This window comes from Pantoea sp. GM01 (genome assembly GCF_000282675.1).
Classification (GTDB): Bacteria; Pseudomonadota; Gammaproteobacteria; order Enterobacterales; family Enterobacteriaceae; genus Pantoea; species Pantoea nemavictus.
Genome location: NZ_AKIU01000003.1, coordinates 66,769 through 90,649, shown reverse-complemented (window position 1 = coordinate 90,649; position 23,881 = coordinate 66,769). Strand labels below are relative to the sequence as shown.

General features: G+C 53.8%; 27 protein-coding genes. 19 read left to right on the top strand and 8 right to left on the bottom strand.

Translation table 11 applies throughout. The features are described 5' to 3' along the window. The first annotated feature begins 7 nt into the window (after positions 1 to 7). Both PMI17_RS01035 and zigA read left to right on the top strand, forming a co-directional pair. Complete coding sequence (locus PMI17_RS01035; protein ID WP_052013339.1) at positions 8 to 1,081, top strand: ABC transporter substrate-binding protein; 1,074 nt, start codon at positions 8 to 10, stop codon at positions 1,079 to 1,081. A 180-nt stretch (positions 1,082 to 1,261) separates the two neighbouring features. After that, on the top strand, positions 1,262 to 2,482 hold the full coding sequence (zigA, locus tag PMI17_RS01030) for a zinc metallochaperone GTPase ZigA (RefSeq protein WP_007885220.1): 1,221 nt from the start codon (positions 1,262 to 1,264) through the stop codon (positions 2,480 to 2,482). A 33-nt stretch (positions 2,483 to 2,515) separates the two neighbouring features. On the opposite strand, the gene PMI17_RS01025 is transcribed toward zigA, so the two are convergent. Then, positions 2,516 to 3,184, bottom strand: a complete 669-nt coding sequence (locus PMI17_RS01025; RefSeq protein ID WP_007885219.1) for an O-methyltransferase — start codon at positions 3,182 to 3,184, stop codon at positions 2,516 to 2,518. A gap of 92 nt (positions 3,185 to 3,276) precedes the next feature. Here PMI17_RS01025 and PMI17_RS01020 point away from each other — a divergent pair, with 92 nt between their 5' ends. Both PMI17_RS01020 and PMI17_RS01015 read left to right on the top strand, forming a co-directional pair. Beyond that, a complete protein-coding gene (locus PMI17_RS01020) occupies positions 3,277 to 3,915 on the top strand; it encodes a TetR family transcriptional regulator (protein ID WP_007885217.1) in 639 nt (212 codons plus the stop codon). Positions 3,916 to 4,042: 127 nt separating this feature from the next. Further along, positions 4,043 to 4,864: a Cof-type HAD-IIB family hydrolase gene (locus tag PMI17_RS01015; protein ID WP_007885214.1), complete on the top strand. Its 822-nt coding sequence runs from the start codon at positions 4,043 to 4,045 to the stop codon at positions 4,862 to 4,864. A gap of 70 nt (positions 4,865 to 4,934) precedes the next feature. On the opposite strand, the gene PMI17_RS01010 is transcribed toward PMI17_RS01015, so the two are convergent. Beyond that, complete coding sequence (locus PMI17_RS01010; protein WP_007885212.1) at positions 4,935 to 5,822, bottom strand: SDR family oxidoreductase; 888 nt, start codon at positions 5,820 to 5,822, stop codon at positions 4,935 to 4,937. A gap of 103 nt (positions 5,823 to 5,925) precedes the next feature. Here PMI17_RS01010 and PMI17_RS01005 point away from each other — a divergent pair, with 103 nt between their 5' ends. Next, the gene (locus PMI17_RS01005; protein WP_007885210.1) at positions 5,926 to 6,750 is read left to right on the top strand and encodes a helix-turn-helix transcriptional regulator; all 825 of its coding nucleotides are present in this window, start codon (positions 5,926 to 5,928) and stop codon (positions 6,748 to 6,750) included. Here the strand turns inward: PMI17_RS01005 and PMI17_RS01000 are convergent. Continuing rightward, positions 6,692 to 7,123 carry a helix-turn-helix domain-containing protein gene (locus tag PMI17_RS01000; RefSeq protein WP_007885206.1) on the bottom strand — a complete coding sequence of 144 codons (432 nt, stop codon included), beginning with the start codon at positions 7,121 to 7,123 and terminating at the stop codon, positions 6,692 to 6,694. The genes PMI17_RS01005 and PMI17_RS01000 overlap by 59 nt on opposite strands. A 111-nt stretch (positions 7,124 to 7,234) precedes the next feature. On the opposite strand from PMI17_RS01000, the gene PMI17_RS00995 reads away from it, so the two are divergent. The 4 genes from PMI17_RS00995 (at position 7,235) to PMI17_RS00980 (ending at position 12,477) form a co-directional block, all read left to right on the top strand. Continuing rightward, positions 7,235 to 8,284, top strand: a complete 1,050-nt coding sequence (locus PMI17_RS00995; protein WP_007885205.1) for an NAD(P)-dependent alcohol dehydrogenase — start codon at positions 7,235 to 7,237, stop codon at positions 8,282 to 8,284. Positions 8,285 to 8,778: 494 nt separating this feature from the next. Then, entirely contained in the window at positions 8,779 to 9,174 is a 396-nt protein-coding gene (locus PMI17_RS00990) for an adenylyltransferase/cytidyltransferase family protein (RefSeq protein WP_036619866.1), read from the top strand. Between the two features lie 216 nt (positions 9,175 to 9,390). Next, the gene (locus tag PMI17_RS00985) at positions 9,391 to 11,226 is read left to right on the top strand and encodes a methyl-accepting chemotaxis protein (RefSeq protein ID WP_007885203.1); all 1,836 of its coding nucleotides are present in this window, start codon (positions 9,391 to 9,393) and stop codon (positions 11,224 to 11,226) included. A gap of 174 nt (positions 11,227 to 11,400) precedes the next feature. Further along, positions 11,401 to 12,477: a diguanylate cyclase gene (locus PMI17_RS00980; RefSeq protein ID WP_007885202.1), complete on the top strand. Its 1,077-nt coding sequence runs from the start codon at positions 11,401 to 11,403 to the stop codon at positions 12,475 to 12,477. Position 12,478: 1 nt separating this feature from the next. Here the strand turns inward: PMI17_RS00980 and PMI17_RS00975 are convergent, their stop codons facing one another. Beyond that, positions 12,479 to 12,940: an OsmC family protein gene (locus PMI17_RS00975; protein ID WP_007885200.1), complete on the bottom strand. Its 462-nt coding sequence runs from the start codon at positions 12,938 to 12,940 to the stop codon at positions 12,479 to 12,481. 38 nt (positions 12,941 to 12,978) lie between these two features. Next, entirely contained in the window at positions 12,979 to 13,644 is a 666-nt protein-coding gene (locus PMI17_RS00970) for a helix-turn-helix domain-containing protein (protein ID WP_007885198.1), read from the bottom strand. Between the two features lie 137 nt (positions 13,645 to 13,781). Between PMI17_RS00970 and PMI17_RS00965 the strand changes: the two genes are divergently transcribed. The 9 genes from PMI17_RS00965 to PMI17_RS00925 all read left to right on the top strand — a co-directional run bounded on the left by PMI17_RS00965 (position 13,782) and on the right by PMI17_RS00925 (position 21,029). Then, positions 13,782 to 14,699 (top strand): carbon-nitrogen hydrolase family protein, encoded by a 918-nt coding sequence (locus PMI17_RS00965; RefSeq protein ID WP_007885195.1) that lies wholly within the window; start codon positions 13,782 to 13,784, stop codon positions 14,697 to 14,699. After that, complete coding sequence (locus PMI17_RS00960) at positions 14,692 to 15,474, top strand: ABC transporter ATP-binding protein (protein WP_007885192.1); 783 nt, start codon at positions 14,692 to 14,694, stop codon at positions 15,472 to 15,474. Before PMI17_RS00965 ends, PMI17_RS00960 begins: the two co-directional genes overlap by 8 nt. A gap of 18 nt (positions 15,475 to 15,492) precedes the next feature. Next, on the top strand, positions 15,493 to 16,329 hold the full coding sequence (locus PMI17_RS00955) for an ABC transporter permease (RefSeq protein ID WP_238541524.1): 837 nt from the start codon (positions 15,493 to 15,495) through the stop codon (positions 16,327 to 16,329). A 2-nt stretch (positions 16,330 to 16,331) separates the two neighbouring features. Next, on the top strand, positions 16,332 to 17,348 hold the full coding sequence (locus PMI17_RS00950) for an ABC transporter substrate-binding protein (protein WP_007885188.1): 1,017 nt from the start codon (positions 16,332 to 16,334) through the stop codon (positions 17,346 to 17,348). 9 nt (positions 17,349 to 17,357) lie between these two features. Further along, positions 17,358 to 17,561, top strand: a complete 204-nt coding sequence (locus tag PMI17_RS00945; protein ID WP_007885186.1) for a hypothetical protein — start codon at positions 17,358 to 17,360, stop codon at positions 17,559 to 17,561. Further along, positions 17,554 to 18,924: an amidase gene (locus tag PMI17_RS00940; RefSeq protein WP_007885184.1), complete on the top strand. Its 1,371-nt coding sequence runs from the start codon at positions 17,554 to 17,556 to the stop codon at positions 18,922 to 18,924. The genes PMI17_RS00945 and PMI17_RS00940 overlap by 8 nt, the downstream gene beginning before the upstream one ends. Continuing rightward, the gene (locus tag PMI17_RS00935) at positions 18,921 to 19,796 is read left to right on the top strand and encodes a DMT family transporter (protein ID WP_007885182.1); all 876 of its coding nucleotides are present in this window, start codon (positions 18,921 to 18,923) and stop codon (positions 19,794 to 19,796) included. The genes PMI17_RS00940 and PMI17_RS00935 overlap by 4 nt, the downstream gene beginning before the upstream one ends. A 140-nt stretch (positions 19,797 to 19,936) precedes the next feature. Beyond that, positions 19,937 to 20,458: a hypothetical protein gene (locus PMI17_RS00930; protein ID WP_007885181.1), complete on the top strand. Its 522-nt coding sequence runs from the start codon at positions 19,937 to 19,939 to the stop codon at positions 20,456 to 20,458. 304 nt (positions 20,459 to 20,762) lie between these two features. Further along, positions 20,763 to 21,029 (top strand): alpha/beta fold hydrolase, encoded by a 267-nt coding sequence (locus PMI17_RS00925; RefSeq protein WP_007885178.1) that lies wholly within the window; start codon positions 20,763 to 20,765, stop codon positions 21,027 to 21,029. A 157-nt stretch (positions 21,030 to 21,186) separates the two neighbouring features. On the opposite strand, the gene PMI17_RS00920 is transcribed toward PMI17_RS00925, so the two are convergent. Together PMI17_RS00920 and PMI17_RS00915 are read right to left on the bottom strand one after the other, a co-directional pair. Beyond that, positions 21,187 to 21,471, bottom strand: coding sequence for a biofilm development regulator YmgB/AriR family protein (locus tag PMI17_RS00920; protein WP_007885172.1), 285 nt, complete (start codon positions 21,469 to 21,471; stop codon positions 21,187 to 21,189). Positions 21,472 to 21,796: 325 nt separating this feature from the next. Beyond that, entirely contained in the window at positions 21,797 to 22,375 is a 579-nt protein-coding gene (locus PMI17_RS00915) for an XRE family transcriptional regulator (RefSeq protein WP_007885171.1), read from the bottom strand. Positions 22,376 to 22,438: 63 nt separating this feature from the next. On the opposite strand from PMI17_RS00915, the gene PMI17_RS00910 reads away from it, so the two are divergent. Continuing rightward, on the top strand, positions 22,439 to 22,948 hold the full coding sequence (locus PMI17_RS00910; RefSeq protein WP_007885167.1) for a GNAT family N-acetyltransferase: 510 nt from the start codon (positions 22,439 to 22,441) through the stop codon (positions 22,946 to 22,948). Positions 22,949 to 22,964: 16 nt separating this feature from the next. Here the strand turns inward: PMI17_RS00910 and PMI17_RS00905 are convergent, their stop codons facing one another. Beyond that, positions 22,965 to 23,855 (bottom strand): DMT family transporter, encoded by an 891-nt coding sequence (locus PMI17_RS00905; protein ID WP_007885166.1) that lies wholly within the window; start codon positions 23,853 to 23,855, stop codon positions 22,965 to 22,967. Positions 23,856 to 23,881 lie beyond the last annotated feature (26 nt).

Sequence of the window (23,881 nt, the reverse complement as noted above, 5' to 3'; positions counted from 1 at the left end):
GGGGTTACTGGCTTCAACGTCGGCTGCCGCCGCCACCTATCCGCTGACCGTCACCGATATGGACGGCAACACGCAAACTATCAGCAAAGAGCCGCAGCACATCATCTTGCAGGACGGGCGCGACATCTTGACGCTGGCGCTGCTCGATCGGGACGATCCGTTTAAGCGCGTGGTCGCGTGGAACAACTTGCCGAAAAAGCAGGACACGCAATTCTGGAATGTGCTGAAAGGGCGCTGGCCGGAAGCAACCAAAATTGTTGATATGGGCTTTAACGATCAAGGCCAGGTCGACCTTGAAAGCGTACTGGCGCAGAAGCCGGACCTGATGATTGCGCAGCTGCGCGCCAAACCGGCATTACAGCAGTCTGGCGTGCTCGGCACCCTGAATAATCTGCATATTCCTGTGGTGTTTGTTGATTACGAACTGCACCCGGCACAGAACACTGCGCCGAGCGTCACGCTGCTGGGTAACGTGTTGAATCGCGAAAGCCAGGCTGCCGCCTACACAGATTTCTACCAGCAAAAATTTGCACGCATTAGCAAAGGCGTGGCTGAAGTGAAAAACAAGCCGACCGTCTTCATCGAACCGATCGCCGGTAATAGCGATAACTGCTGCTTCACGCACAGCCACAACGGCTGGGGTGGACTGGTGGAAGCGGTGGGCGGGAAGAATATTGGATCGGAGTTGCTGCCGGGTAATGCCGGGTTTGTGGCACTGGAAAAGATCATCGCTATGAAACCTGATGTTTACATCATGACCGGTTCTAAGCGTCCGAATGCCAACGTGCTGCCGTTTGGTTATGGCGTCCAGCCGCAAGAAGTTAAGGCAACCTTCCAGACGCTTTTGAAGCGCACCGGTTTAGCGCAGATCGAACCGGTGAAAGAAGGGCGCGTATATGGCGTTTATCACCACTTTTATAATCACCCGTACAACATCATTGGTATGGAAATTCTGGCGAAAGATCTTTATCCGCAGCAGTTTGCCGACCTGACACCGAACGCAGATTTCCGCACCCTCGTGAAAACCTTCACTACCTTGCCGGATGACGCGATTGACTTGAGCTACCCCAACAATCAGTAATCTTCGTTTGCCAGGTGCGCACAATGCGCACCTTACCTCTCCCACTCTGGTTTTATAGCGGCTATCCGCAATCAACCCACATTCCTCAATGACAATATTAATTGTTATGTTATAACATAATGAAAGAATCAGCACCTTTGTCTTTTCATGTTGTGAACTTTGTCTTTTGAAGGAGTTGTCATGTCTGCAAAAAACCATCCATCCCGCGAATGCAAAAAACTGCCGGTCACCGTGCTTTCCGGTTTCCTCGGCGCGGGTAAAACCACGCTGCTCAACCACATTCTCAATAACCGTGAAGGCCTTCGCGTGGCGGTGATCGTCAACGATATGTCGGAAGTGAACATTGATGCTGCGCTGGTACGCGACGGCGGGGCGGAACTATCGCGTACCGACGAGAAGCTAGTGGAAATGAGCAATGGCTGCATCTGCTGCACGCTGCGTGAAGATTTGCTGCTGGAGGTGAACCGTCTGGCAAAGGAGGGGCGTTTCGATAACCTGGTGATTGAATCAACCGGGATTTCCGAACCGCTGCCGGTAGCCGAAACCTTTACCTTCGCCGATGAAGAAGGGCAGAGTTTGTCTGCAGTGGCGTCGCTCGACACCATGGTGACGGTGGTCGATGGTTTCAATTTCCTGCGCGACTATGAATCAAATGAAAGTATTCAGTCACGTGGTGAGTCGCTAGGTGCAGAAGATGAGCGCACGGTGGTGGATCTGCTGGTCGATCAAATCGAATTCTGTGACGTGCTGATCCTGAATAAAACGGATCTAATAAACGAGGCAGAAAAGGCGCGGCTGATGGCGATTCTGACCTCACTCAACCCGCGCGCCAATATCATCGCCTCGGCATTTGGCAAAGTGGAGCTGGACCAGGTACTCAACACCGGGTTATTCGATTTTGACGCTGCGGCGCAGGCGCCAGGCTGGCTGCAGGAGCTGCGTGGCGAACACACGCCGGAAACCGAAGAGTATGGCATTCGCAATTTTGTCTTTCGTGCGCGCCGTCCTTTTCATCCAGTGCGCTTTTCCCAGGTGATTGAAAACGAGCTCAACGGCGTGGTGCGCTCCAAAGGATATTTCTGGCTCGCCAGTCGTCCACGTCATGCCGGTTCATGGTCACAAGCGGGTGGTGTGTCACGTCAGGGCTTAGCGGGGATGTGGTGGGCCAGCGTGCCGAAAGAGCGCTGGCCACAGGACGAAGAAAACCTACAGTACATTCTCGATAACTGGGTGGATGGTAGCGGTGATGCGCGCCAGGAACTGGTATTTATCGGTATCGATATGGATGAAGCGGTGCTGCGCGACAAGCTGGAAAATGCGCTGTTAACCGATGACGAGATGGCGTCTGGGCCGGATCGCTGGGTAGAACTCCCCGACCCGTTCCAGCCGTGGTTTAATTAATACGTTACCTCTGCGGGAGGCTTGCCGGGCTCCCTACGGCTTCCCCAACCATATTGACACTTCCACGCCATCATTAAACGGCAGCGAGATGAATTCGCCGCTGCCGTGCACCAGCTCGAGATATTCCGGGCTGAAGTCGGCATCATCCGCGACGATCAGCGCGCCGGGAAGCAAATATGGTTGCACTAACGCCAGAATCTCCGGATAGATCGCTTTCGCACCATCCAGCACCAGCATATCAATGGATGCAGGTAAATCGCTGCTCAAGGTGGCTAACGCATCACCCACGCGCACTTCAATCAGATCACTGACGCCGGCATCAGCGAAATGATTGCGCGCAAGAGCCACTTTACCTGGCTCAAATTCGCAGGTGATGATGTTACCGCCGCCGTTATCACGTAGCGCTGCAGCTAAGTGCAGCGTGGAAATACCAAACGAGGTGCCAAACTCGATGATCGTTTTTGCTCTGCTGCTGCGCGCCAGCATATAGAGCAACTTGCCGGTTTCGCGCGAAATCGCCAGCGGCACATCTTTTAGGTGAGCATAGAGTTCGATGTAATCAGTTTTGCTACGCAGCAGGCGATTTTGCTCTGCGTCAGACATCGTTCTAAACGCTTCATTAGTGGGATGGGCCATATTATCGGCGAGCTCAAACAGGTAGTTCAGCAGCGGGGCTAATGGCGCGGAGGTTAAGGTGTTCATGGTTTTTTCCGTATATCAAAAAGTGGATTAAGCTGTGCGAACAGAATACGATGAATCATTCGCATTTCACTATTCGTGTTCTGGAGTTACTGATGACGGAAAGACGTAACGCTAAGATTTCTGAGAGAAAAAGGCCAAAGCAAGCGCGCTCCAACGAGTTGGTTTCGGCTATTTTACAAGCCGCTACTCAGGTTTTAGAGCAGGAAGGCGCCACGCGTTTTACCACCGCGCGCGTGGCGGAGCGCGCGGGCGTAAGTATTGGCTCGCTTTACCAATATTTTCCCAATAAGGCAGCTATTCTTTTCAGATTACAAAGCGAAGAGTGGCAGCGCACCGGCAATCTATTAGGCGCGATCTTGCGCAATAGCGCCGCTACACCGCGCCAGCGTTTGCACGATCTCACTCTGGCTTTTTTGCAATCGGAATGTGAAGAAGCTGCGATGCGCACGGCGCTTAATGATGCCGCGCCGCTCTATCGCGATGCTCCGGAAGTTCAGGAAGCTCGCGCAGCCGGCGAGAACGTAATCAGTGATTTCCTGCTTGAACTGCTGCCGCATTCGGAGGCGGAAGATCGGGCGCGTGCCGCCGATCTGATCAACAGCACGCTAGGCAATGTGGGCAAACATTTTTCCGAGTCGCCGCGCACGGCCGCTGAGATTCAAGCCTACGCGCATGACATGGCGGAGATGTTCTGTGCCTGGATCAGAGAAAAAGGCGCTGACATACAGTAAAAGATGGACTGGAAATCTCTGAAAGCGGTGATCAAACTCATTATTCACATTCTCAATAATCCACACCGCGAGTAAGCTTAACAAAGACCTTTTTAAAGCCAATGGCGAGCAAATACGGGAGAGCAAAATGGCAGTGAAAATGATTGCAGTGGACATGGATGGAACGTTTCTCGACGACAATAAGCAGTACAACGTGCAACGCTTTGCGCGTCAGTATGCGCTGTTGAAAGAGAAGGGCATTCGTTTCGTGGTCGCCAGCGGCAATCAATATTATCAACTGCAGCGCTATTTTCCTGACATCAAAGATGAGATTGCCTTTGTAGCGGAAAACGGCGCTTGGGTTTCTGATAATAATGAAGAGATCTTTTGCGGCGAACTGGCGCCGGATCGCGTGCATCAAATCCTCGATATTTTGGCTAAAGAGCCGGACATCAGCACCGTCGTGTGCGGCCGTAACGGCGCCTATGTGCACACATCAATGTCCGAGGAGGTGATTGGCATGTTGGCGAATCACTACTATCGCCTGGAAAAGCGCGACAATCTTTACGATATCGATGACACCATCTTCAAGTTTTCCCTGAATCTGGCGCATGAAGGCGTAGAGGCTTTGATGGAGCGCCTGCACGCCGAACTGGGCGCGATTGAAAACATTATGCATCCGGTTTCCAGCGGATTTGGCTTTGTCGACCTGATCATTCCTGGCTGCCATAAGGCGCACGGCATCGCATTGCTGCAGGAAAAATGGGGTATTGATGATTGTGAAGTGGTAGCGATTGGTGACAGTGCCAACGACATCGAAATGCTGCGTCAGGCCTGTTATAGCTTCTCAATGGCTAACGCCGCCGCACCGGTGAGCGCGGTATCGCGTTACAGAACCGAAGGCAATAATGATGAAGGCGCACTGAATGTGATAGCCCGCCTGCTGGCGCGCGAAGAGCCATTTAGTTAAGTACGCTGTTCATTCACTGCACGTCCTGAAGCGGCGCACTAAATTGCGCCGCTTCAATGCCTAAGACAGGCTAACTAAAATATCCCGCCTCACGCATATCCTGCAGTAAAGCCGGTCCGTTTGGCTGCCAGTTAAATGTCTGGCGCGTCCACGCACTGGATGAAGGATTATCAGCCGACGCAAAGAAGGCCATCCAGCCCAGCCAGGTTTTGGCTTCTTCCAGCGTCAGGCTCTTCACCGGCAGCGCTAATCCTGCACCGATAGTTTCGGCAATCTGCCGAAACGGTATACCTTCCTCCTGCACGGCATGCAGAATGGCACCCGGTTCAGCCTGTTCGGCGGCAAGGCAAAATAGCTCGGCGGCATCGTCGCGATGCACCGCAGGCCAACGATTTTCTCCTTCGCCGACATATACCGCTGCGCCTTTTTCCTTCGCCATATTGATGATCATCGGGATAAAACCATGGTCGCCCGCACCATGCACCGTCGGCGGCAAGCGAACTAACGCCACGCGCACACCGCGATCGGCTAGCGCCAATGCGGCGACGTTAGAATTAGACCGTGGATGTGCGCCCGCTGCCGGACGAATCTGTTCGGTGGCGAGTTGTCCCGGTGCGACTAACGCGGTGCCGGTGGTGACAATCAGCGGGCGATTGGAGCCAGCCAGCACGTCGCCCATTGCCAGAATAGCGCGTTGATCGACTTCGGCAGCATGATCCATGCGGCTAAAATCGTGGATGTATCCGGCATGAATGACGCCGTCGCTTTGCTCAACCGCACTGCGTAAGCTGGCGAGATCTTCCAGCTCACCGCGTATTACCTGCACACCTTGCTGATGTAATTTCTCTGCTGAAGCTTCGCTGCGTGCTAAACCCAGCACTTCAACGCCACGTGCCTGCAGTTTTTTCACAATGGCGGAACCAATAAATCCGCTCGCCCCAGTCACAAAAAATCGCATAATCGTGCTCCACTTTTTCAAAGTTGAAGCACTATCATAAAAGTCTGCGTGGCGGCGAAAAGCCGTGAGCTTATACAGGTATACGCACTAACAGGATAAAGGCATGACTCAGCAAGATGACAATGCGCTCGGCAACTATCTGCGTGAACGCCGCCAGCGGCTGGATGCAGCGAAACTCGGTTACACGCTGCTCCGCCGTCGTACGCCGGGCCTGCGTCGGGAAGAAGTGGCGGTGCGCGCCTGCGTCAGTACCACATGGTACACGTGGCTGGAGCAGGGCAGGGGTGGCGCGCCCTCTGAAGAGGTGCTGGAACGCCTGGCCAAAGCATTAGAATTGAGCGCTGCTGAGCGCGATCACCTGTTTTTGCTGGCGCAGAACCGGCTGCCGGGCGTGACCTGGCAAGCAGGCGTAGACGTTTCGCCTTCGCTGCAACGCGTGCTCGACAGCATGGAACACACGCCCGCGCTGGTGAAGACCGCTGAGTGGCAAGTGGTGGCGTGGAATCGTGCCGCCACCAAAGTGTTTGTGGATTACGCCGAGTTGCCGCCGGAACAGCGCAACATTTTGCTGATGATGTTCCGCAACGAAGAGATGAAAAAACGTTTACCCGATTGGCATCAGGTCACTCGCGGCATGGTGGCCAACTTCCGTGCGGACGTGGCGCGCACCGGTGCCAGCGAGCATGTGCGCGCGCTGGTAGAGGAGCTGAGCGAAATGAGCGAAACCTTCCGCCAGCTATGGCAATCGCAGGAAGTTAGCCAGCATGGCGAAGGCATCAAACAGTTGTGGCTGCCTGACGAAGGCGTGCTGGAGCTGGAGTACAGCACCTTTGCCGTGGAGGGCAAACCCGGCTTGAGTCTGGTGGTATTTAATCCGCGTCAGCAGCGCGATCGTGATTGTGTGGCTCGACTGATGAAGCGTCCTTAGCATGGCGATAGCAGGTTTCCATTTCATCCAGCGCCGCCTGATTTTCCAGCCCCCACTGATACATCTGCTCAATCGGTGCCGCGAACGTCATGCCGAGCGGCGTTAAGCGGTAATCCACTTTCGGCGGTATCACATCATAGACATGGCGGGCGATCAGCCCGCGCTGCTCCAGCTCTTTCAACGTTTGAAACAGCATCTTCTTCGATATCCCCTGCAGGCTGCGCTGTAACTCACCGGTGCGTGCGCGGTGATTCGGCCAGTGATACAACGCATGCAGCACCATGCTGCTCCATTTCACAGAAAACAGATCCATTAAGCGTCGCGGCGGCGAATCCGCATAAAAAAATAGTTTACCGTCAACGATTGCGGGCACCGTATGCGCCTCCTGTATGGTTACCAAATGGTAACTACTATCAATTCTGCACCATGTTCACTATAGTCTGCCGCCTTCAGTTAGCCAACGCCAGCCCATTTTGGAGGCAGTATGAAAATCAATGCATTAGTGGCGCACGACGCGACCAAACCTCTCTCATCCAGTCAGATTGCGCTGCGTCCGCTGCAGCAGCAGGATGTCAAAATTGAAATTCTCTACTGTGGCGTATGCCACTCCGATTTGCATATGGCACGTAACGAATGGGCGGTAAGCCGTTATCCGCTGGTGCCGGGCCATGAAATCGTCGGACGTGTGGTGGAAACCGGTACGGATGTGACGAATTTTAAAGCCGGCGATGTGGTAGGCGTCGGCGTGATGGTGGATTCCTGTCGTGAATGCCATTTCTGCCAGCAGAAAGAAGAGCAGTATTGCGAATCCGGTTTCGTCGCGACTTACAACGGTATCGATAAATACACCGGCGACAGCACCTGGGGCGGCTATGCGCAAAACGTGGTGGTTGATCAGCATTTTGTGGTTTCGGTACCGCAGACATTGCCGTTAGCCGGCGTTGCGCCGCTGCTGTGTGCCGGTGTAACGGTGTGGTCACCGCTGCGTCACTTTAATGTCAAAGCCGGTGATAAAGTTGGCGTAGTCGGTTTGGGCGGCTTGGGTCATATGGCGGTTAAATTGGCGAGCGCGATGGGCGCAGAGGTCACGCTATTTACTACTTCGCCTGCTAAAGGTGAGGACGCATTGCGCTTAGGAGCGAAGCGCGTCGTCGTTTCCCGTGATGCGCAGCAGATGGCTGCCGCGCAAACGTCACTGGATTTCATCGTTGACTGCGTTTCTGCACCACACGATCTCGATCCTTATCTCGCCACGCTGAAAACCAACGGCCGTTTAGTGCTGGTGGGGATTCCGGAGCAACCGCATCAGTCACCTAACGTGACGCCAATGGTAAATCGTCGATTGAGCATCAGCGGTTCTTCGATTGGTAGCATTCAGGAAACCCAGGAAATGCTGGATTTCTGCGGCAAGCATAACATTACCGCCGATATCGAACTGATTGTAGGTGAGGAGATTGAAACGGCCTTTGCACGTATGCTGAAAGGCGAGGTGAAGTATCGCTTCGTTATCGATATGCAAGCGACTCACTGGTAAAAAAGTACCGCCCGTGACTTGGCATGGGCGGTTTCAGTCTGAAATCGCCACATCGGAAGGGCTATAACTGATTGATATGGTTGGAAATAAGCAAAGATGAAGTCCTGAAATTCTCCCTTCATCAAAATTAAGCCGTATAGTTACAACATACTGTAATGCATAGATTGAATAGCGCCGAATTTTGACTTCTGCAAATGCATTGTTTAATCAGGGGAGGTTGGCAGATGTGGTCAATCACGATGAAATCCTATGCATTTTACATCGTGAAGTTTTGACATCCTCCCCCTTATATCCGCTACTGTTTAATTCCTTTTCAAGGAAAAACTTCTTCCTGGAGAGATAAAGCTAAAACTTTATATCATTGAAAACACTCTGTTATTTTTATGGCATATAAATTGCAAAGATTGGCGCAATGTAAGATGTACCTCCGACGCGTGAATGATTTTCACGATGAAATAAGAGGTTATCTGTTCTCTCTTTCAATCGGCTATGAAATGAAAATAATTATTACCTTTGGCACTTTTGACGTTTTCCATGTAGGGCATCTGAATATTTTGCGACGTGCAAAAATGCTGGGCGATCGGTTGATTGTGGGAGTTTCATCAGATGCACTGAATTTCCATAAAAAAGCACGCTATCCGATCTATGAAGAGAGTGACAGATTATCAATAATTGCGAGCATGAAGTATGTTGATGAGGTTTTTCTGGAAGAGTCATTGGAGTTAAAGCCTGACTATATTAAACACTATAACGCAGATATTTTAGTTATGGGTGATGACTGGAAAGGCAAGTTTGACCACTTCTCATCGCTGGCTGAAGTCGTTTATCTAGAGCGCACGCCGAGTATTTCTACCACATCGCTGATTGAGGTGATAAAAAAGCGGTTATAACATCAGTCCTGCGTTTGGGTTGATGTTCTTAAAAATGGGTTTCAGTCTAATCATCTAATGGTATAAAAATTATATGTTTTAGTTCGCACGGCCCGCTTTCAGAAGTGCGTCACATCCTGCAATCACTTTTAACGCAATCCCTAATAAATATTTTCCGCCGTGTTCCGATAACTCCCTTACAAATGTACAAAATCAACAAACGCAGGAGTAGGGAACATGGGGCTGGTATCCCGTTTACGTAATGTGCGCATTACCCGTAAGTTGTCGGCAGGATTCGGCATCGTACTGTTGTTAGTGGCGCTAGCCACCGGATTAAGCGTGCAGCGCTTTAACGCCATTCATGACATCTATCAGAAAACCAACCTGATTTATGACATCAATATTGAAGTGTTTCAGGCCAAAATTAATCGCCTCAAATATCTTTATGGTGATGACAAATCCGGTCAGGTCATGGCGAACTACGTCACTCACGCGCAACAGTTGACGAGCGAAGCGAAACAGCTCTCCTGGACAGAAGGTGCCAAAGAGCGGGTTGATGAATTGACGACGCATCTCGCCAGTTTCCACAACAGTATCGGCGCAATGACGCAGGCCACGCAGCAACTCAACAGCCTGCGCTCGCAGCTTGATAGCTTAAGTCAGCAGGATATGACGTCACGCTACACCCAACTTATCCGCACTCCCGTCACCAATCCCGATCTCACCAACCAAATTTATCAGCAGCTTTTTGCCATCAGTAATGTGCGTGAAGAGGCGTGGGCGCTGCGCTTTAACGTCAGCGATGCGCTGCGTAACACGCTGGAGAACCATTTCCAGCAGGCCGATCAAGGTATGAAAGCTTTACTGGCACAGCTGCCGCCAGAACAGCAGGGTGAATTTAACGCGCTGTGGAATGAGACAGAAAAATTCAAAAGTTTGAGCCTGCAAGCGGCAGATGCCTATGGGCAACTGCGTAGCGCGGAAGACACCGTTAAAGTGGCGGGCGATAAGAGCAGCGCCGCAATCAAACAGATTATTACCCTCGTCAAAGCGCGTAACGATGAACTGGCCAACGGCTCGGCGGCGATTTCGCTGCTGATAGGTGGCCTGGCCATTCTGTTTGGCGTTTTGGTGGCGTGGTACATCATTCGCCAGATTACGCGTCCGGTTTTCCACAACCTGGAACTGGCGGAGCGTATCGCCAATGGCGATCTCAGTTCGCAGTTTGCTACTGACCGGCATGATGAATTAGGTAAATTGACTTCGGCGATGGGGCGCATGAACGAACGCCTGCGCAGCATGATTGGCGATGTGTTGAGCAGTGTCAGTAGCGTATCGCAGGCGGCCAGCGCGATTAATCAGGGTAACCTGGATTTGTCATCGCGCACCGAGCAACAGGCTGCGGCGGTGGTGCAAACGGCCGCCAGCATGGAACAGCTCACCGCCACGGTGAAAAATAACGCCGCGAATGCGCGTCAGGCGAGCCAGATTGCCGCTGAAGCCTCACACAATGCCAATAAAGGCGGCATCGCGGTGCGCGATGTGGTGAATACCATGGGCGAAATCTCTGAAAGCTCGAAGAAAATCGCCGCTATCACCGCCGTGATTAACAGCATTGCTTTCCAGACTAACATCCTCGCGCTTAACGCTGCGGTGGAAGCGGCGCGTGCTGGTGAGCAGGGACGCGGTTTTGCTGTGGTCGCCAGCGAGGTACGTAATCTGGCCCAGCGCAGTGCCGGTGCCGCGAAAGATATCGAGCAGCTCATCAGCGAATCGGTGGGCCGCATCAGCAATGGCCACCAGCAGGTGGCGCGCGCCGGTGAAACCATGGATCACATTCTCGGCAGCATTGCGCGCGTGAATGAGATTATGGGGGAGATTTCAGCGGCGTCCGATGAGCAGAGCCGCGGCATCGAGCAGATCGCCCGAGCGGTCGGCGAGCTGGATACCACCACGCAGCAGAACGCCACGCTAGTAAGCGCCTCTTCACACTCGGCGAATTCGCTGGAAGAGCAGGCGATGATGCTGGAACGGCTGGTGGCGCAGTTCCGCTTGCAGGGCGCGGCACGCTAGGCAACAGGGCAGTGGACGTCGCTCCAGATTGATCTCCACTGTCTCTCTTTTGCACACAATGCGAGATTTTTGTTCTGCCAACAAATGGCAAGGTAAATATTCTTAAAATAAAGCGATCCGCGGCTACTTTTTCCCGTTAAACTGCAATTCTTGTCGCCCTGATATCTCCCATGCATGAACTACTACTCACCTGACGATAGCCATTTGAAGCGGCGTTCCCAACGCTTCGTACGTCGCATGTTCATCATGCGTCAGCTCGGCACGATTTTATGTTTTTTCCCGATTCTATCGGTATTGATGGAGATGAATCGCAGCGTGGGATTTAGCGCGCTGTTATTCGTGAATGCCTTTTTCTGGCCGTGGCTGGCTTATCGCCGTGCGCTACGCGCCGAAGACTCCACGACCAGCGAGCGACATAATCTCACCCTCGACGCCGCATTTGGCGGCATCTGGGTGGCGCTGATGGCGTTAAGTCCGCTGCCCTCGTTTATCATCATGGCGGTACTGGCCTCCGATCGCTATGCCGCTGGCGGCGCGGCGCAGTTAATCGCCGCGATACAGGCCTTTCTGTTTGCGTTTGTGCTGGTATGGCTGGTGGATGGCGCAGGCGTGCATCTGGCGTTTAGCACGCAAACCGTGTGGTTAACGTTGCCGCTGGCAACCTGCTACATGCTGGTGTTGAGCGTCACGTCATACAATCTTACCTGGCAACTGCGCAAACGAAATCGTGAGCTGGAGCGCATCGCGCTGATGGATCCGGGCCTGGAGATCCCTAACCGTCGCCTGTTTGAACGTCGGCTGGAAAGCGAATTTCTCAGTACCCGGCGCGGTGACAGCGCGGGCTATTTGTTGCTGATGGATCTCGATTATTTCAAATCGGTAAACGATACCTGGGGCCACGAGGCGGGCGATTTCCTGTTGGCGGAGATCTCGGCGTTGCTGCGTAACCATGTAGGATTGCAGGATATTCCAGCGCGTTTTGGCGGCGATGAGCTGGGCGTGATTGTGCACCATGCCAGCGACGAATCGGTGGTGGCGCTGGCCAGGCGTTTGCAAGAGAAAATAGCGCAGGTGCGCCTACCGGCTTCAGCGGAGTTTCATTGCTCGGTGAGTATTGGCATTGCTTCTGCGGCACATGCGGAATCAATCCGTCAATGGCTGCGACATGCTGATGAGGCGCTATACGAAGTGAAACGCGCCGGACGCAACGGTGTGCGCTTATGGCAACCCTCGCTGGCCGGCGCGGCCTGACTTAACTGAACTCGGGTGCGCAATTTACCGGAAAGTTAAGTGAATTGGCGATAAAACAGGCCTCATGTGCCTGATGATGTAGCGCACGCGCGCGGTCCGCATCTGCCGGATCGCGCAGCGTAATTCGCGGTTTCAGGGTAATCTGGGTAAAGCGACCGCGCGTCCCTTCAATCATGGTGCCTTCTGCCGCATCTTCATACGCTTCCACCACAATCCCGGCATCTGAACAGAGATGCAGATACCACAATTTATGGCAGGCCGAGGCTGAAGCCAGCAGTAACTCTTCCGGATTCCAGCGCGCCGCATCGCCACGAAAAGCCGGATCGGCGCTCAACGCCACCGTCTCTTTTCCTGCGGCAATCAGCTCTGCGTTACGATCGTAAGCGGTATAGGATGCCGTGCCGTTGCCGCGATTGCCGGTCCAGCGAACCGTGACCTGATAATGATGTTCCCGTGCTGCCATTTCTGAAGCTCCTTTCGAATGAACAATGCCTCAGCAGACTAACATGGCGCCCCGCGCGCCAGATCCTCAATATCCAGCTTTTCCGTCTGACAGATGGAGATCAAGCTGGCGGCTTCGTCACTCAGACGCACAAAAGTATGGCGCATGGTGCTGTCGATATAGGCGCTATCGCCTTTGGCCAGCCGCAGCGGTGCGTACAGCTGCGTGTGCAACATCACTTCACCACTTAGCACGTAGATAAACTCTTCGCCCGCATGCTGCGACCAGGCTTCTGGCGGCGGCAATTGCTGGGTTTCAATGCCCATCACCACCGGAATCATACCTTTTACCAACAGCTCGGCGGCGTGCACTTCATAGCGAAACCACGGATTGGTGAATGCAATTCCTTTGCCTGCCAGCGTGTAAGTGCGACGCCCCTGAATGGCGCCGCGGGGCAGCGGTGAATCAGGCAGCTCTTCAGCAAAGAGTTCGGCCAGCGAGTAATCAAAAGCGCTGGCGATTTTGGCGATGGTATCGAAGGAGGCCGAAACCTGGCCTTTCTCAATCTTCGACAACGTGGAGATCGATACGCTGCTGAGCTCGGCAACCTGCTCCAGCGTAAGTTCACGCGCCTGACGTAGAGTCTTAATGCGCATACCAAAATCCTGCTCGCCGGTGGTGGCTGCGCCCAGCCCGGAGGCTTCATGCTGTCGGGTGGTTTTCATCGTGCTGACTCTCTTCCACAGAGTGAATGTGAACACTAATTTCTCACATATGATAAAAAATTTCCTATAAGAAAATTGTATTGGTCATAGTGTGAGTTACGTAGCAGCTTAGAAAAAAACTTCTGGGAGCTGTAGTCATGACCGCCATCACCATTGCCAGCGTCACCTTAACGGCGTTTTACGATAAAGCTCGCAATCTCAATAACCTGCTGGCGTGGATGGAGCATGCGGCGCAGGAAGGTGCCGATCTGGTGGTATTTCCAGAGCAGATTTTACAGGGCTATCTGCCAGACACGCTCAACTGGAACGGCGATGCGGTGGCGTGGCAAATGGCACAGGCCGAAGTGGTGCCGCAGGGTGAAAGCGTTCAGGCACTGCAGCGCCTGGCGACTCAGCTTGGCCTGCATGTGGTGTTCGGCATGACGGAGCGCCACCCCGAACGTGCCGAAGTGCTGTTCAACAGCGCGGTGCTGCTGGGGCCGCAAGGTTTAATCGGCGTATATCGCAAGGTGCATCAGCCGGGCGATGAGAAGCACGTTTACTATCCTGGCAGCGACTTCCCGGTGTTTAACACAGCGCTGGGTCGCATCGGTATGCTGATTTGCTACGACAAGGTGTTCCCGGAGAGTACGCGCGAGCTGGCGCTGAAAGGGGCGGACATCATGATCATGCCCACCGCGTGGGGCTACGGCGGTGATGGCAGCGCTGGGGATGCCGACCCCATGGTCGATAGCTACACGCTGTTTGGCCGGGTGCGCGCCCTGGAGAATCAGTGCTGGATGGTCGAATCCAATCTGTGCGGGCAGCACGGCAATCTGCACTATCACGGCCACAGTCGCATCATTGATCCGCTCGGCAAGATTATTGCCGACAGCGGCAGCCGCGAAGGCATGGCGCTGGCCAACGTGGAGATCCAATCCGCCATCCTGCGTGCGCGCAGCAGCGACTATCTCGGTTATCACTTCCTGAAAGATTACGTTCCGGTGCAGGCGCCGCCTTCACCCTTGACGGTTCACAATCGCCACGCGCGACCTCTGGGGGAAAACCATGACTAAGGTACTGGAAGCCGCAGGCATCCATAAAAGTTATCCGGCGGCGGGCGGCGAAGTGACGGTTCTGCGCAACCTGAACTTCCACGCTAACCAAAATGAATTCGTCTCCTTTGTGGGGCCGAGCGGCTGTGGCAAATCGACGCTGTTCAACATTATTACCGGCCTGCTCATGCCCGACAGTGGCAGCATTCTGCTGAAGAATCGTGAAACCACCGGCACACCATCGGCGGAACTCGGTTATGTGCTGCAAAAAGATCTGCTGTTTCCGTGGCGGACGGTGATCGACAACGTGATTCTCGGCCTGGAAGTACGCGGCACGCCGAAAGCCGAAGCGCGCGCCAGAGCGCGTGAACTGTTTGAGCTCTACAAAATGACCGGCTTTGAACAGAAATATCCTGCGCAATTGTCTGGCGGCATGCGCCAACGCGTGGCGCTAATGCGCACCATGGTGACCAACCCGGAAATCATCCTGATGGATGAAGCCTACAAAGCGCTGGATTACCCGCTGAAAATCGCGCTGGAGAGCGAGTTGCTCAGCGTGGTGAAGGATCAGCATAAAACGGTGATTTTTATTACGCACGATATCGAAGAGGCGGTGACGATGTCGGATCGCGTCTACGTAATGAAAGCGCGTCCGGGAGAGATCGTGCAGGAAATTAAGGTCGATCTCGGCACCGACAGCTTATCCATTCCTGAACGCCGCCTTGCGCCGCGCTTCAATGAATATTACGAGCGCATCTGGCGCAGCATCGGCACGCAACCTGAGCCGGTTAACTAACGAGAGGATCACATGGTGATGAATACGCTGTCTTCGCGCCCGACGGTCGGCGCGACCGCAAATCGCAGCAGCCGCGAAACCTTCTTCCGCTCGGTTAACGCGCGCCGTTACACGCTGCTGGTGCTCCAGATTGCGATTGTGGTGCTGCTGCTTGGCGGTTGGGAACTCGGGGTTCGCAGCGGCAACATCAACGCGTTTCTGTTTTCCAGCCCATCGCAGGTCTGGGAAGTGCTGGTGGCACGCTTCCACAGCGGCGAAATGCTCACCGACATCCGCGTCACCGCAGTGGAAACGCTGGTTGGCTTTGCGGTGGGCGCGATTGGGGGATCGATCCTTGGCCTGCTGCTGTGGTATTCCCGCTTTATCTCCGATCTTGCCGCGCCATTTATCGCGGCGATTGGCTCAATTCCGGTGCTGGCGATTGCACCGATGACCATCATCTGGTTCGGCACCGAAATGCTGTCGAAAGTGGTGATCGTGGCGTTCTCCTGCGTGGTGGTGTCGTTGACCACCTCATATAAAGGCGCGATGCGTACCGATCCTGACCTGATTAATCTGCTGCGCTCCTTCAATGCCGGGCGTGGCACGATTTTCTTCAAGCTGGTGGTGCCGTCAGCGATGTTGTGGGTGCTCTCCGGTTTACGCCTTAACGTGGGTTTTGCGCTGGTCGGTGCCATCGTTGGCGAATACATCTCGTCCGATGCGGGCGTCGGGCACATGATCCTGCTCGGCAGCTCCAACTTCGGTATGAACATTGTGCTGGCTGGCATCGTGCTGGTCATGCTGATGATGCTGTGTTTTAACGCGCTGGTGGCTTTTCTTGAACGCCTCATTCTCTCCTGGGACAGGAAATAATCATGAAAACATTTCGCTTCGCTACGATCTCTGCCGCAGTTTCTTTGGCTTCATTGGTATGTGTCAATTCGGCGTTAGCTGCCGACACGCCGGTACGCATCAACCAGGCTTTCCAGTCGCTGCTTTATCTGCCGCTGTACGTGGCGCAGGAGCAGGGTTTTTTTAAGCAGCAGGGCGTTGAGGTAAAAATCAGCACCGGCGGTGGCGGGGCGCAATCCTGGGCGGCGGTGATTGGCGGCTCGGCGGATTTCTCGATTCAGGATCCGGTTTTTGTGCCGAAAACCCGGGAAAACGGCGGTAAGGGCGTGGTAGTGGCGGGTGTGCAGAATGCGCCGACCATCTTTGTCTTCGGCAAAGAAGCCGCTTCGCTGCAGGACAATTTGTCGCTGTTATCCGGTAAACGCGTGGTGACCAGCCCGCAGCCGGATACCACTTGGGCGTTCATGAGTTATCTGATCAAACAGAACAACCTCAAGGACGTGAAGCTGGTGCACGTGGCGATCGGCAATGAAATCCCGGCGGTGGCGGCGGGGAGAGCCGATTACGCGCTGGCAGCGGAACCGCAGGTCACTATGGCCGAGCAGCAGAATGGTTTGCATGTGGTCTATTCGTTTTCGGCGGCACAATCCTGGTATCCGTTCGCCTTCTCCAGCCTGACGACCACGCAGCACTACATCGACAAAAATCCGCAGGCGGCACAGGCGGTAGTGACCGCATTCGAACAGGCTTCGCGCTTCATCTATAAGCATCAGGAAGAGTCGGTACAGATTGCACGCAAATACTTCCCGGCGTTGCCGGAAGCGGTGGTGAAACAAGCGGTACAGCGTGAGATTGACGCTAAGGGTTATCCGGAGAATGTACTGGTGTCGCAGAAAGCGTGGGACAACAACATGAACATTGCGCTGTATGCCAAAAACATCAAAGCCTATCCCTCGGAAGCCACCTCTTATCAGAACAACGTGAATGTCGATCTGGCCACCAAAGCCAAAGCGGCGGTGGATGCGCTGGGCGATAAATAAGGAGCCGCCATGGAGAGTATTGCACTACGGCTGGCGCTGATTCAGCGCCACTGTGCGGCCGATGCCGCTGAGCTGCAGCATTTACTGACCGATTGCGAAGCGCGTGCGGCGGGTGTCAGCGCCTTTGCCGCGCAGCACTTCTCGCCAACTTTATTGCCGGCGCTAGCGTGGGTTTCGGCTTTACAACCGCCGCTGGAGTTGCCGCATGACTGAACTTATTGATGCCTCGATGCTGGCGCTGGCGCAGCAGCTGCGTACGCGACAAACCAGCGTGCCCGAGCTGGTGGAAGCCTGTCTGGCACGCGAAGCGGCCACCCATGATCTGAATGCGTTTACTGAGGTCTATGCTGCGCAGGTGCGGCAAACGGCCAAAGCCAGCCAGCGCCTGCTGGAGCAGGGTTACGATCTTGGCCCGTTGCACGGCATGCCGATCGCCATCAAAGCCAATATCGATCTGGCGGGTGAAGAGATGCATGCCGGCAGCAAAATCCTCAGCGGTAACATCGCCAGCCGCGATGCGGTGGTGGTGCAGCGTCTAAAGCAGGCGGGCGCGCTGATTATTGGCAGCACCAACATGCATGAGTTCGCGTGGGGAGGCACCACCAATAATCCGCATTATGGCGCCAGCAGCAATCCGTGGGATGACTCGCGCATCCCTGCCGGTTCGAGCGGCGGCTCGGGTGTCGCGGCCTCGATGCGCAGCGCCGTGGCAACGCTGGGAACCGATACCGGCGGATCGATTCGTTTACCGGCATCGATGAATGGCATCACCGGTTTGCGCCCGGGCGTTGGCCGGCTTTCCACCGAAGGCATTTTCCCGCTGGCCACCAGCCTCGATACCGTGGGCCCGCTGGCGCGTTACGCTGAAGAGTGCGAAGTACTGTTCAATGTGCTTGAGGGCAAAGCAGGAAAACTCAGTGCCATGCCAGAACTGGCAGGCTTGCGCATCGGTTTGTTGCCGGATGTGCATCAGCAGATGCAAGCGGATGTAGCGAGCGCTTACGATCAAATGGTGCAGTGGTTTAGTGCCGCCGGCGCGCGTTGCCAGACGCTAAGTTTCACCGGGCTTGATCAGGCGGTGAATGCCCTGGTGCTGATCAATCTCGCAGAACCGGCCTCGCTGCACGCTGCGTGGCTGGCAGACCGCTCGCAGGAGTACGGCGCGGACGTACGCAAATTATTACAAGTCGGGTTGAGCATTACGGCGGTGGAGTATCTGCAGGCGCAGCGCTTCCGTACCGGGTTACGCATGCAGATGCTGCAACAGCTTAATCAGGTGGATGTGATTCTGGTGCCGACGCTGCCGTTTACCGCGCCGCATAAAGGTCTGGAAGTGATTCAGATGGGCGATCGCGAAGAGAGCGTGTTGACCGGCAACATGCGCTATAACGCGCTGGCGAGTTTGTCGGCGCTACCGGCCATCAGCCAACCCGCGGGTTTTGATCGCGACGGCATGCCGATTGGCATGCAGCTGATTGGCCGCGACGGCGCCGAACGTCAGCTGCTGGCACTGGCACGCCGCTTCCAGCTGGAGCACGATTATCACCAGCAAACGCCTGGACGGTTGCGCGCGTGAAAGCGCTGTCGCTGCGCGATGTGCTGATTCTGGTACTGGTGGTCAACGGTTGGGCGTTTAACGTTATCGCTATGAAGTTCGGCCTCATGGAGCTACCGCCGCTGTTTATGTTGACGCTGCGGTTTATGCTGGTGGCGGCGATTCTGCTGCCGTTTCACCGTCTGACACGGCGCCAGCTGCCCGGTATGTTGTTGCTGGCGTTCACCTTCGGCTTTGTGCATTTCGGGCTAATGGTGATCGGCATGCAAACCGCTGATGCCGGTACCACCGCGGTGTGTATTCAAATGGGGACGCCGCTGGCCATGTTGCTGGCGGCGTTCTGGTTGAAAGAGCGGCTCGGCTATCGACAAATTTCCGGTGTGGCGGTGGCATTTATCGGCGTGATGATTCTGGCGGGTACTCCTGCGCTTACGCACTGGCAGGGCATGATGTGGCTGCTGATCAGCGCCTGCGGCTGGGCATGCAGCACGGTGATTATCAAGCGTCTGCCGCCCATTGCACCGCTGGCGATGACTGGCTGGCTATCGTTGTTTGCCATCCCGCTGGTCGGCATAAGTTCGCTACTCACCGAGCAACATCAATTCACTTTACTGCTGCAAGCGGGCTGGCGTGGCTGGCTGGGCGTGATTTACAGCGCATTAGGTTCTTCGGTATTCGCCTATTCGCTGTGGTACGGCTTGCTGAAACGCTATCCCGCCAGCCAGATTTTGCCGTGGTCGCTGCTTAGTCCGGCGCTGGCGCTGCTGATGGGCGTGGCAATCCTGCATGAAACCCTCGATCACAGCAAAGTACTCGGCACGCTGCTGATTGTGGGTGGGATATTGCTGGCGGTGGTGCGGCGGCAGGTGTTCAGACGGCGGGTGCTGGCATAAACAAGTGACGCACTGTCACGGCATAAGCCTGAGCTCCAACTCAATTTCACTCAAGAAAGTCAACGCGCCGCCGATAACCATCCTGTTTATTCATTAGCGAATTTAAGATACGCAGCAAATTACAACTCATGTAGGGAAATATGAAACTAAATAAAACGGCTATTGTAGCTGTAATTTCTTTTGGTCTATCAGGGTGTGCTCAGGTATTACCTCTGGACTATAAAAATTATACTGGAAGTGATGCTGCAACGTTGTACGTGCTGAACCGCCAGGGAAATATTGGAACCATCTATCTGGGCTCTTACCAGCATAATAGCAAAGATAATTGCTATGATATGCTGGACCGCTATGAGCTTGATTCAAATGTGTTTCAAGCCAAAGGGAATATAGTGGTGAGCAAAGTAAAACCGGGTGTTCTCTACTCTGTTTCGCAGATAAGAAATTATGGGAAAATTATTCAAACTACGCATTCATCACTCATTCCCGAGGCGGGAAAATATTACTTTATCTCATCAGGAAGCCAGGCCGTTCAGGTCCCAGCTGACTTCGTACCTAATGCGTCCGTTAATTCAGACGATGTGGTGAAAACCTATGCTGGAAATGACGTTAAATATTGGAATGTAAAAAAAATCTGCGTACGTTCAATGTGGAAAATTGGCTGAATTATGCCGTTTCCTCCCTATGAATGAACTCCTTGTTAATATGGCGGACCACAATACCCGCAAGCTCATCCCTGAACTTCATGTTTCCATGACTGGGCTGATAAATTCGACCCACAACCGGTGTTGAGGCACCGGTTTTGTTATCAAAGCAGGGTGTTAGGGTTTAAACAGGTGTAACGAGTTAGACGCCGCTTCTCGCGCTGCGCTGTCCGGAGATTTTAACGGTATCAGCTCCGGTGCGGTGAAAAGATCGCTTCATCCTTCACGACATAGGGATGTGATATTAATTCAGAAAGTCCGCGAGATGGGAAAACGGCTTGGCTCGCAAGTGTTCAGAACGCAGGCACTACTAGAACGTAATGACATTAGCATCCACCCTTTTTCTGGCCCAGTGAAGGTCATTGCTGCCGGTCAGGACAGACTAGAAAGTGATGAAGAGGTGGCAGAACTCGCGCGCAACTTCGGCAGCGACATTGAGGTTATCGACGAAAGTGGCCATCTGATTCCGCTGGAAAAACTCCACCAACTTGCACAGGCCATTTTTGGCTGGTTGCAGGTAGTTGAATTGTGATGCAGAGATTCTTCTTAATTGACGGATAATATGTAGACCGCAAGGCAGATCCTCATCTCCGTCCAGGCACTAAACATTGGATAGCTAACCTGACATTAAACTCAGCATATTAATGTTGGCGAATTTAATGCCAGGTTGGACCTGCATGACCATTTACTCACCAGTCAAAATAGGCCCATCGCTCTTCTTCACCTGGGGTATATCCCACGACGACTTTGAGCGCATTAATTAATACATCAAGTTGTGCTTCATCAGAGGTGTTTTCAATGGCTGCGATGAGATGCAGAATCATGGCGCTGCTGGTGAGGTTCTCTCCGTGATTCATAATGTCGCGAATTGCGGCGTCCATCACGGCCGCTTCTGCCGAAAACTGGTCACCCGCACTGCGGAAGTGGTGAATAATATTTGCTTCGACAGACGACTGCTGCGTGCTTTGGTGCATTTTATTTTCTCTCCTTTGTCCGTTAGGCGGGGCAGTGTGCTTATTAATAGAATCTCTGTGCTGTTATCAGCCATGCGGAGACAATCTCGGTACTCATCAACCTTCAGGCCACAGGCTGACGCATGGCGAACTTTCCTAAAAATATAGCCGGTGATGTCTAAATGTAAAGTTATACATGGCTGGAAAACTTGTACAGCGATTGTCTTTATGTACAACCTAATTTTTTATGCAAAAAGTGCTAATTGTTCATCAAAAATGAGGAAGTGTGCCTCTGGCCGGGTTTGCTCTTGGTGAATAAAAACCACCAGCATATCGGCAAGTCTCGTCAGGCTGGCTTGAGCACAATAACGGCATAGCGGCACACTTCGTCAGTGTCATTTCTGAATACACAATCGGCGGGATCGCCCAGCTCAAGGCAATCGCCCGTGAGCATCTCAAAGGTATGCGTGCCTTCCTCAAACGACAGTTTGCCCTCAATCACCCATATTAGCTGGCGGCGTGAAAGATATGAGATGGCTGGCATCGGCACCGCCGTGTTGGGCGGGAGCTCGACACTGACCAGGTCAACGGGCATTTGTCCAGGTGAGACATGGCGGCGGATGTAGCCGGTTTCCGGATCCTGCCAGACAGCCTGATTCTCATATTTGACCAGCGTGCCCGATCGCATCTCTGTTAGCGCCAGAAGTTGCGACATGGACATATCAAACGATCCTGAAAGTCGTGCCAGCAGGGTGGCGGTCGGGCTACTCTCTCCGCGTTCGATTTTGTGAATCATCGCCCGCGAAACGCCTGAGTTCTGCGCCAGATCCGTTAATGACCAGCCCCGTTTTTCCCGTTCCTGTCGTACCTTCTGCCCGATGCGGGCGCTGAGCTGATCTTCTTTACTGGACATTTCATCTAACATAATGGATAACTACGATAGTGTACGATTTATCTACTTTAGTGAATCAACGATGAGGTGTCTACCATGCTTATTCGTAGTGCAACAGAACGCGATGCGGAAGTGATTGCGGAGATTTATAACGATGCCGTGCTTAACACCACCGCAATCTGGAACGACAAAACCGTCGATTTTGTTAACCGCATCAAATGGATAAGCGAGCGGCACGCTGCCGGTTTTCCGGTCATCGTAGCGGTAAACGAAATGGACGCGGTGCTGGGCTATGCGTCTTATGGGGACTGGCGTCCCTGGGATGGATACCGATATACCGTAGAACATTCCGTATACGTCCATAATAGTGCACGCGGGAGCGGAGCAGGGACTGCACTGATGCAAGAGCTTATCCGGCTGGCGACAGAACAGGGCAAGCACGTGATGGTCGCTGGCATTGAATCTGAAAACGTCGCATCCATTGCGCTGCACAAAAAGCTAGGTTTTGCCGAAGCGGGCCGCATGGCCGAGGTTGGCACTAAGTTTGGCCGCTGGCTAGATCTGACGTTTATGCAGCTGTTTTTGAATACATCTGAAGCAAGCTGAAACGGGCAGGACATTTCTAACCTGCGAACCGGCGCGATCCTCCAACGCAGAGGATCACGCCCAGCGTGACAGCAATCATCAAGGGGCTGACGGCTTCATCCAGCAATGTAGCGGATAGGCCAAGCCCAAAAAAAGGTTGCAGCAGCTGTAGCTGACCCACAGCGGCGATGCCACCGATGGCGAGACCCTTGTACCAGAAAATAAAGCCAATCAGCATGCTGAACAGGGACACGTAGCCAAGCGCTAACCAGGCGGATGTACTGATGTGGCCCAAGGATTCAGGCAGAGTGACGAATGATGCCGCCAGCATAAAAGGAAGCGAAAGAATCAGTGACCAGCTGATGACCTGCCAACCTCCCAACTGACGCGAAAGTCTGGCCCCCTCGGCATATCCCAAACCACAAACCACCACCGATGTGAGCATCAGCAAATCGCCGGTTAATGAGACGGCAACCTGCTGTGACAGCGCGAACCCCACCACGAAGAGACTGCCCAGTATGGAAAATATCCAGAAAGCGAATCGTGGTCGCTCTCCTCCACGAATGACACCAAAAATAGCGGTAGCAAGTGGCAGAAGACCGAGAAATACAATCGAATGCGCGGAGGTAACGTGCTGTAAAGCCATTGCAGTTAACAGCGGAAAACCGACCACGACACCCAAAGATACGATGATTAACGAGCAGATCTGGCGAGCAGCAGGGCGCTTTTCTCTGAAGCAACCCATTAGCATCAGCGCCAACACTCCAGCGATTGACGCCCGGATAAAGGTAAGAAAGAACGGGTCGATTTCCTGTACCGCAATGCGTGTTGCCGGAAGTGAGCCGCTGAAAATAATCACGCCCAGCAGGCCATTCAGCCAACCCGACAGGGCGCTTCGGTCCCTGTTATTAACCACCGTATTAACCACGTTAAAACTCCGTTGAGTGATGTGTA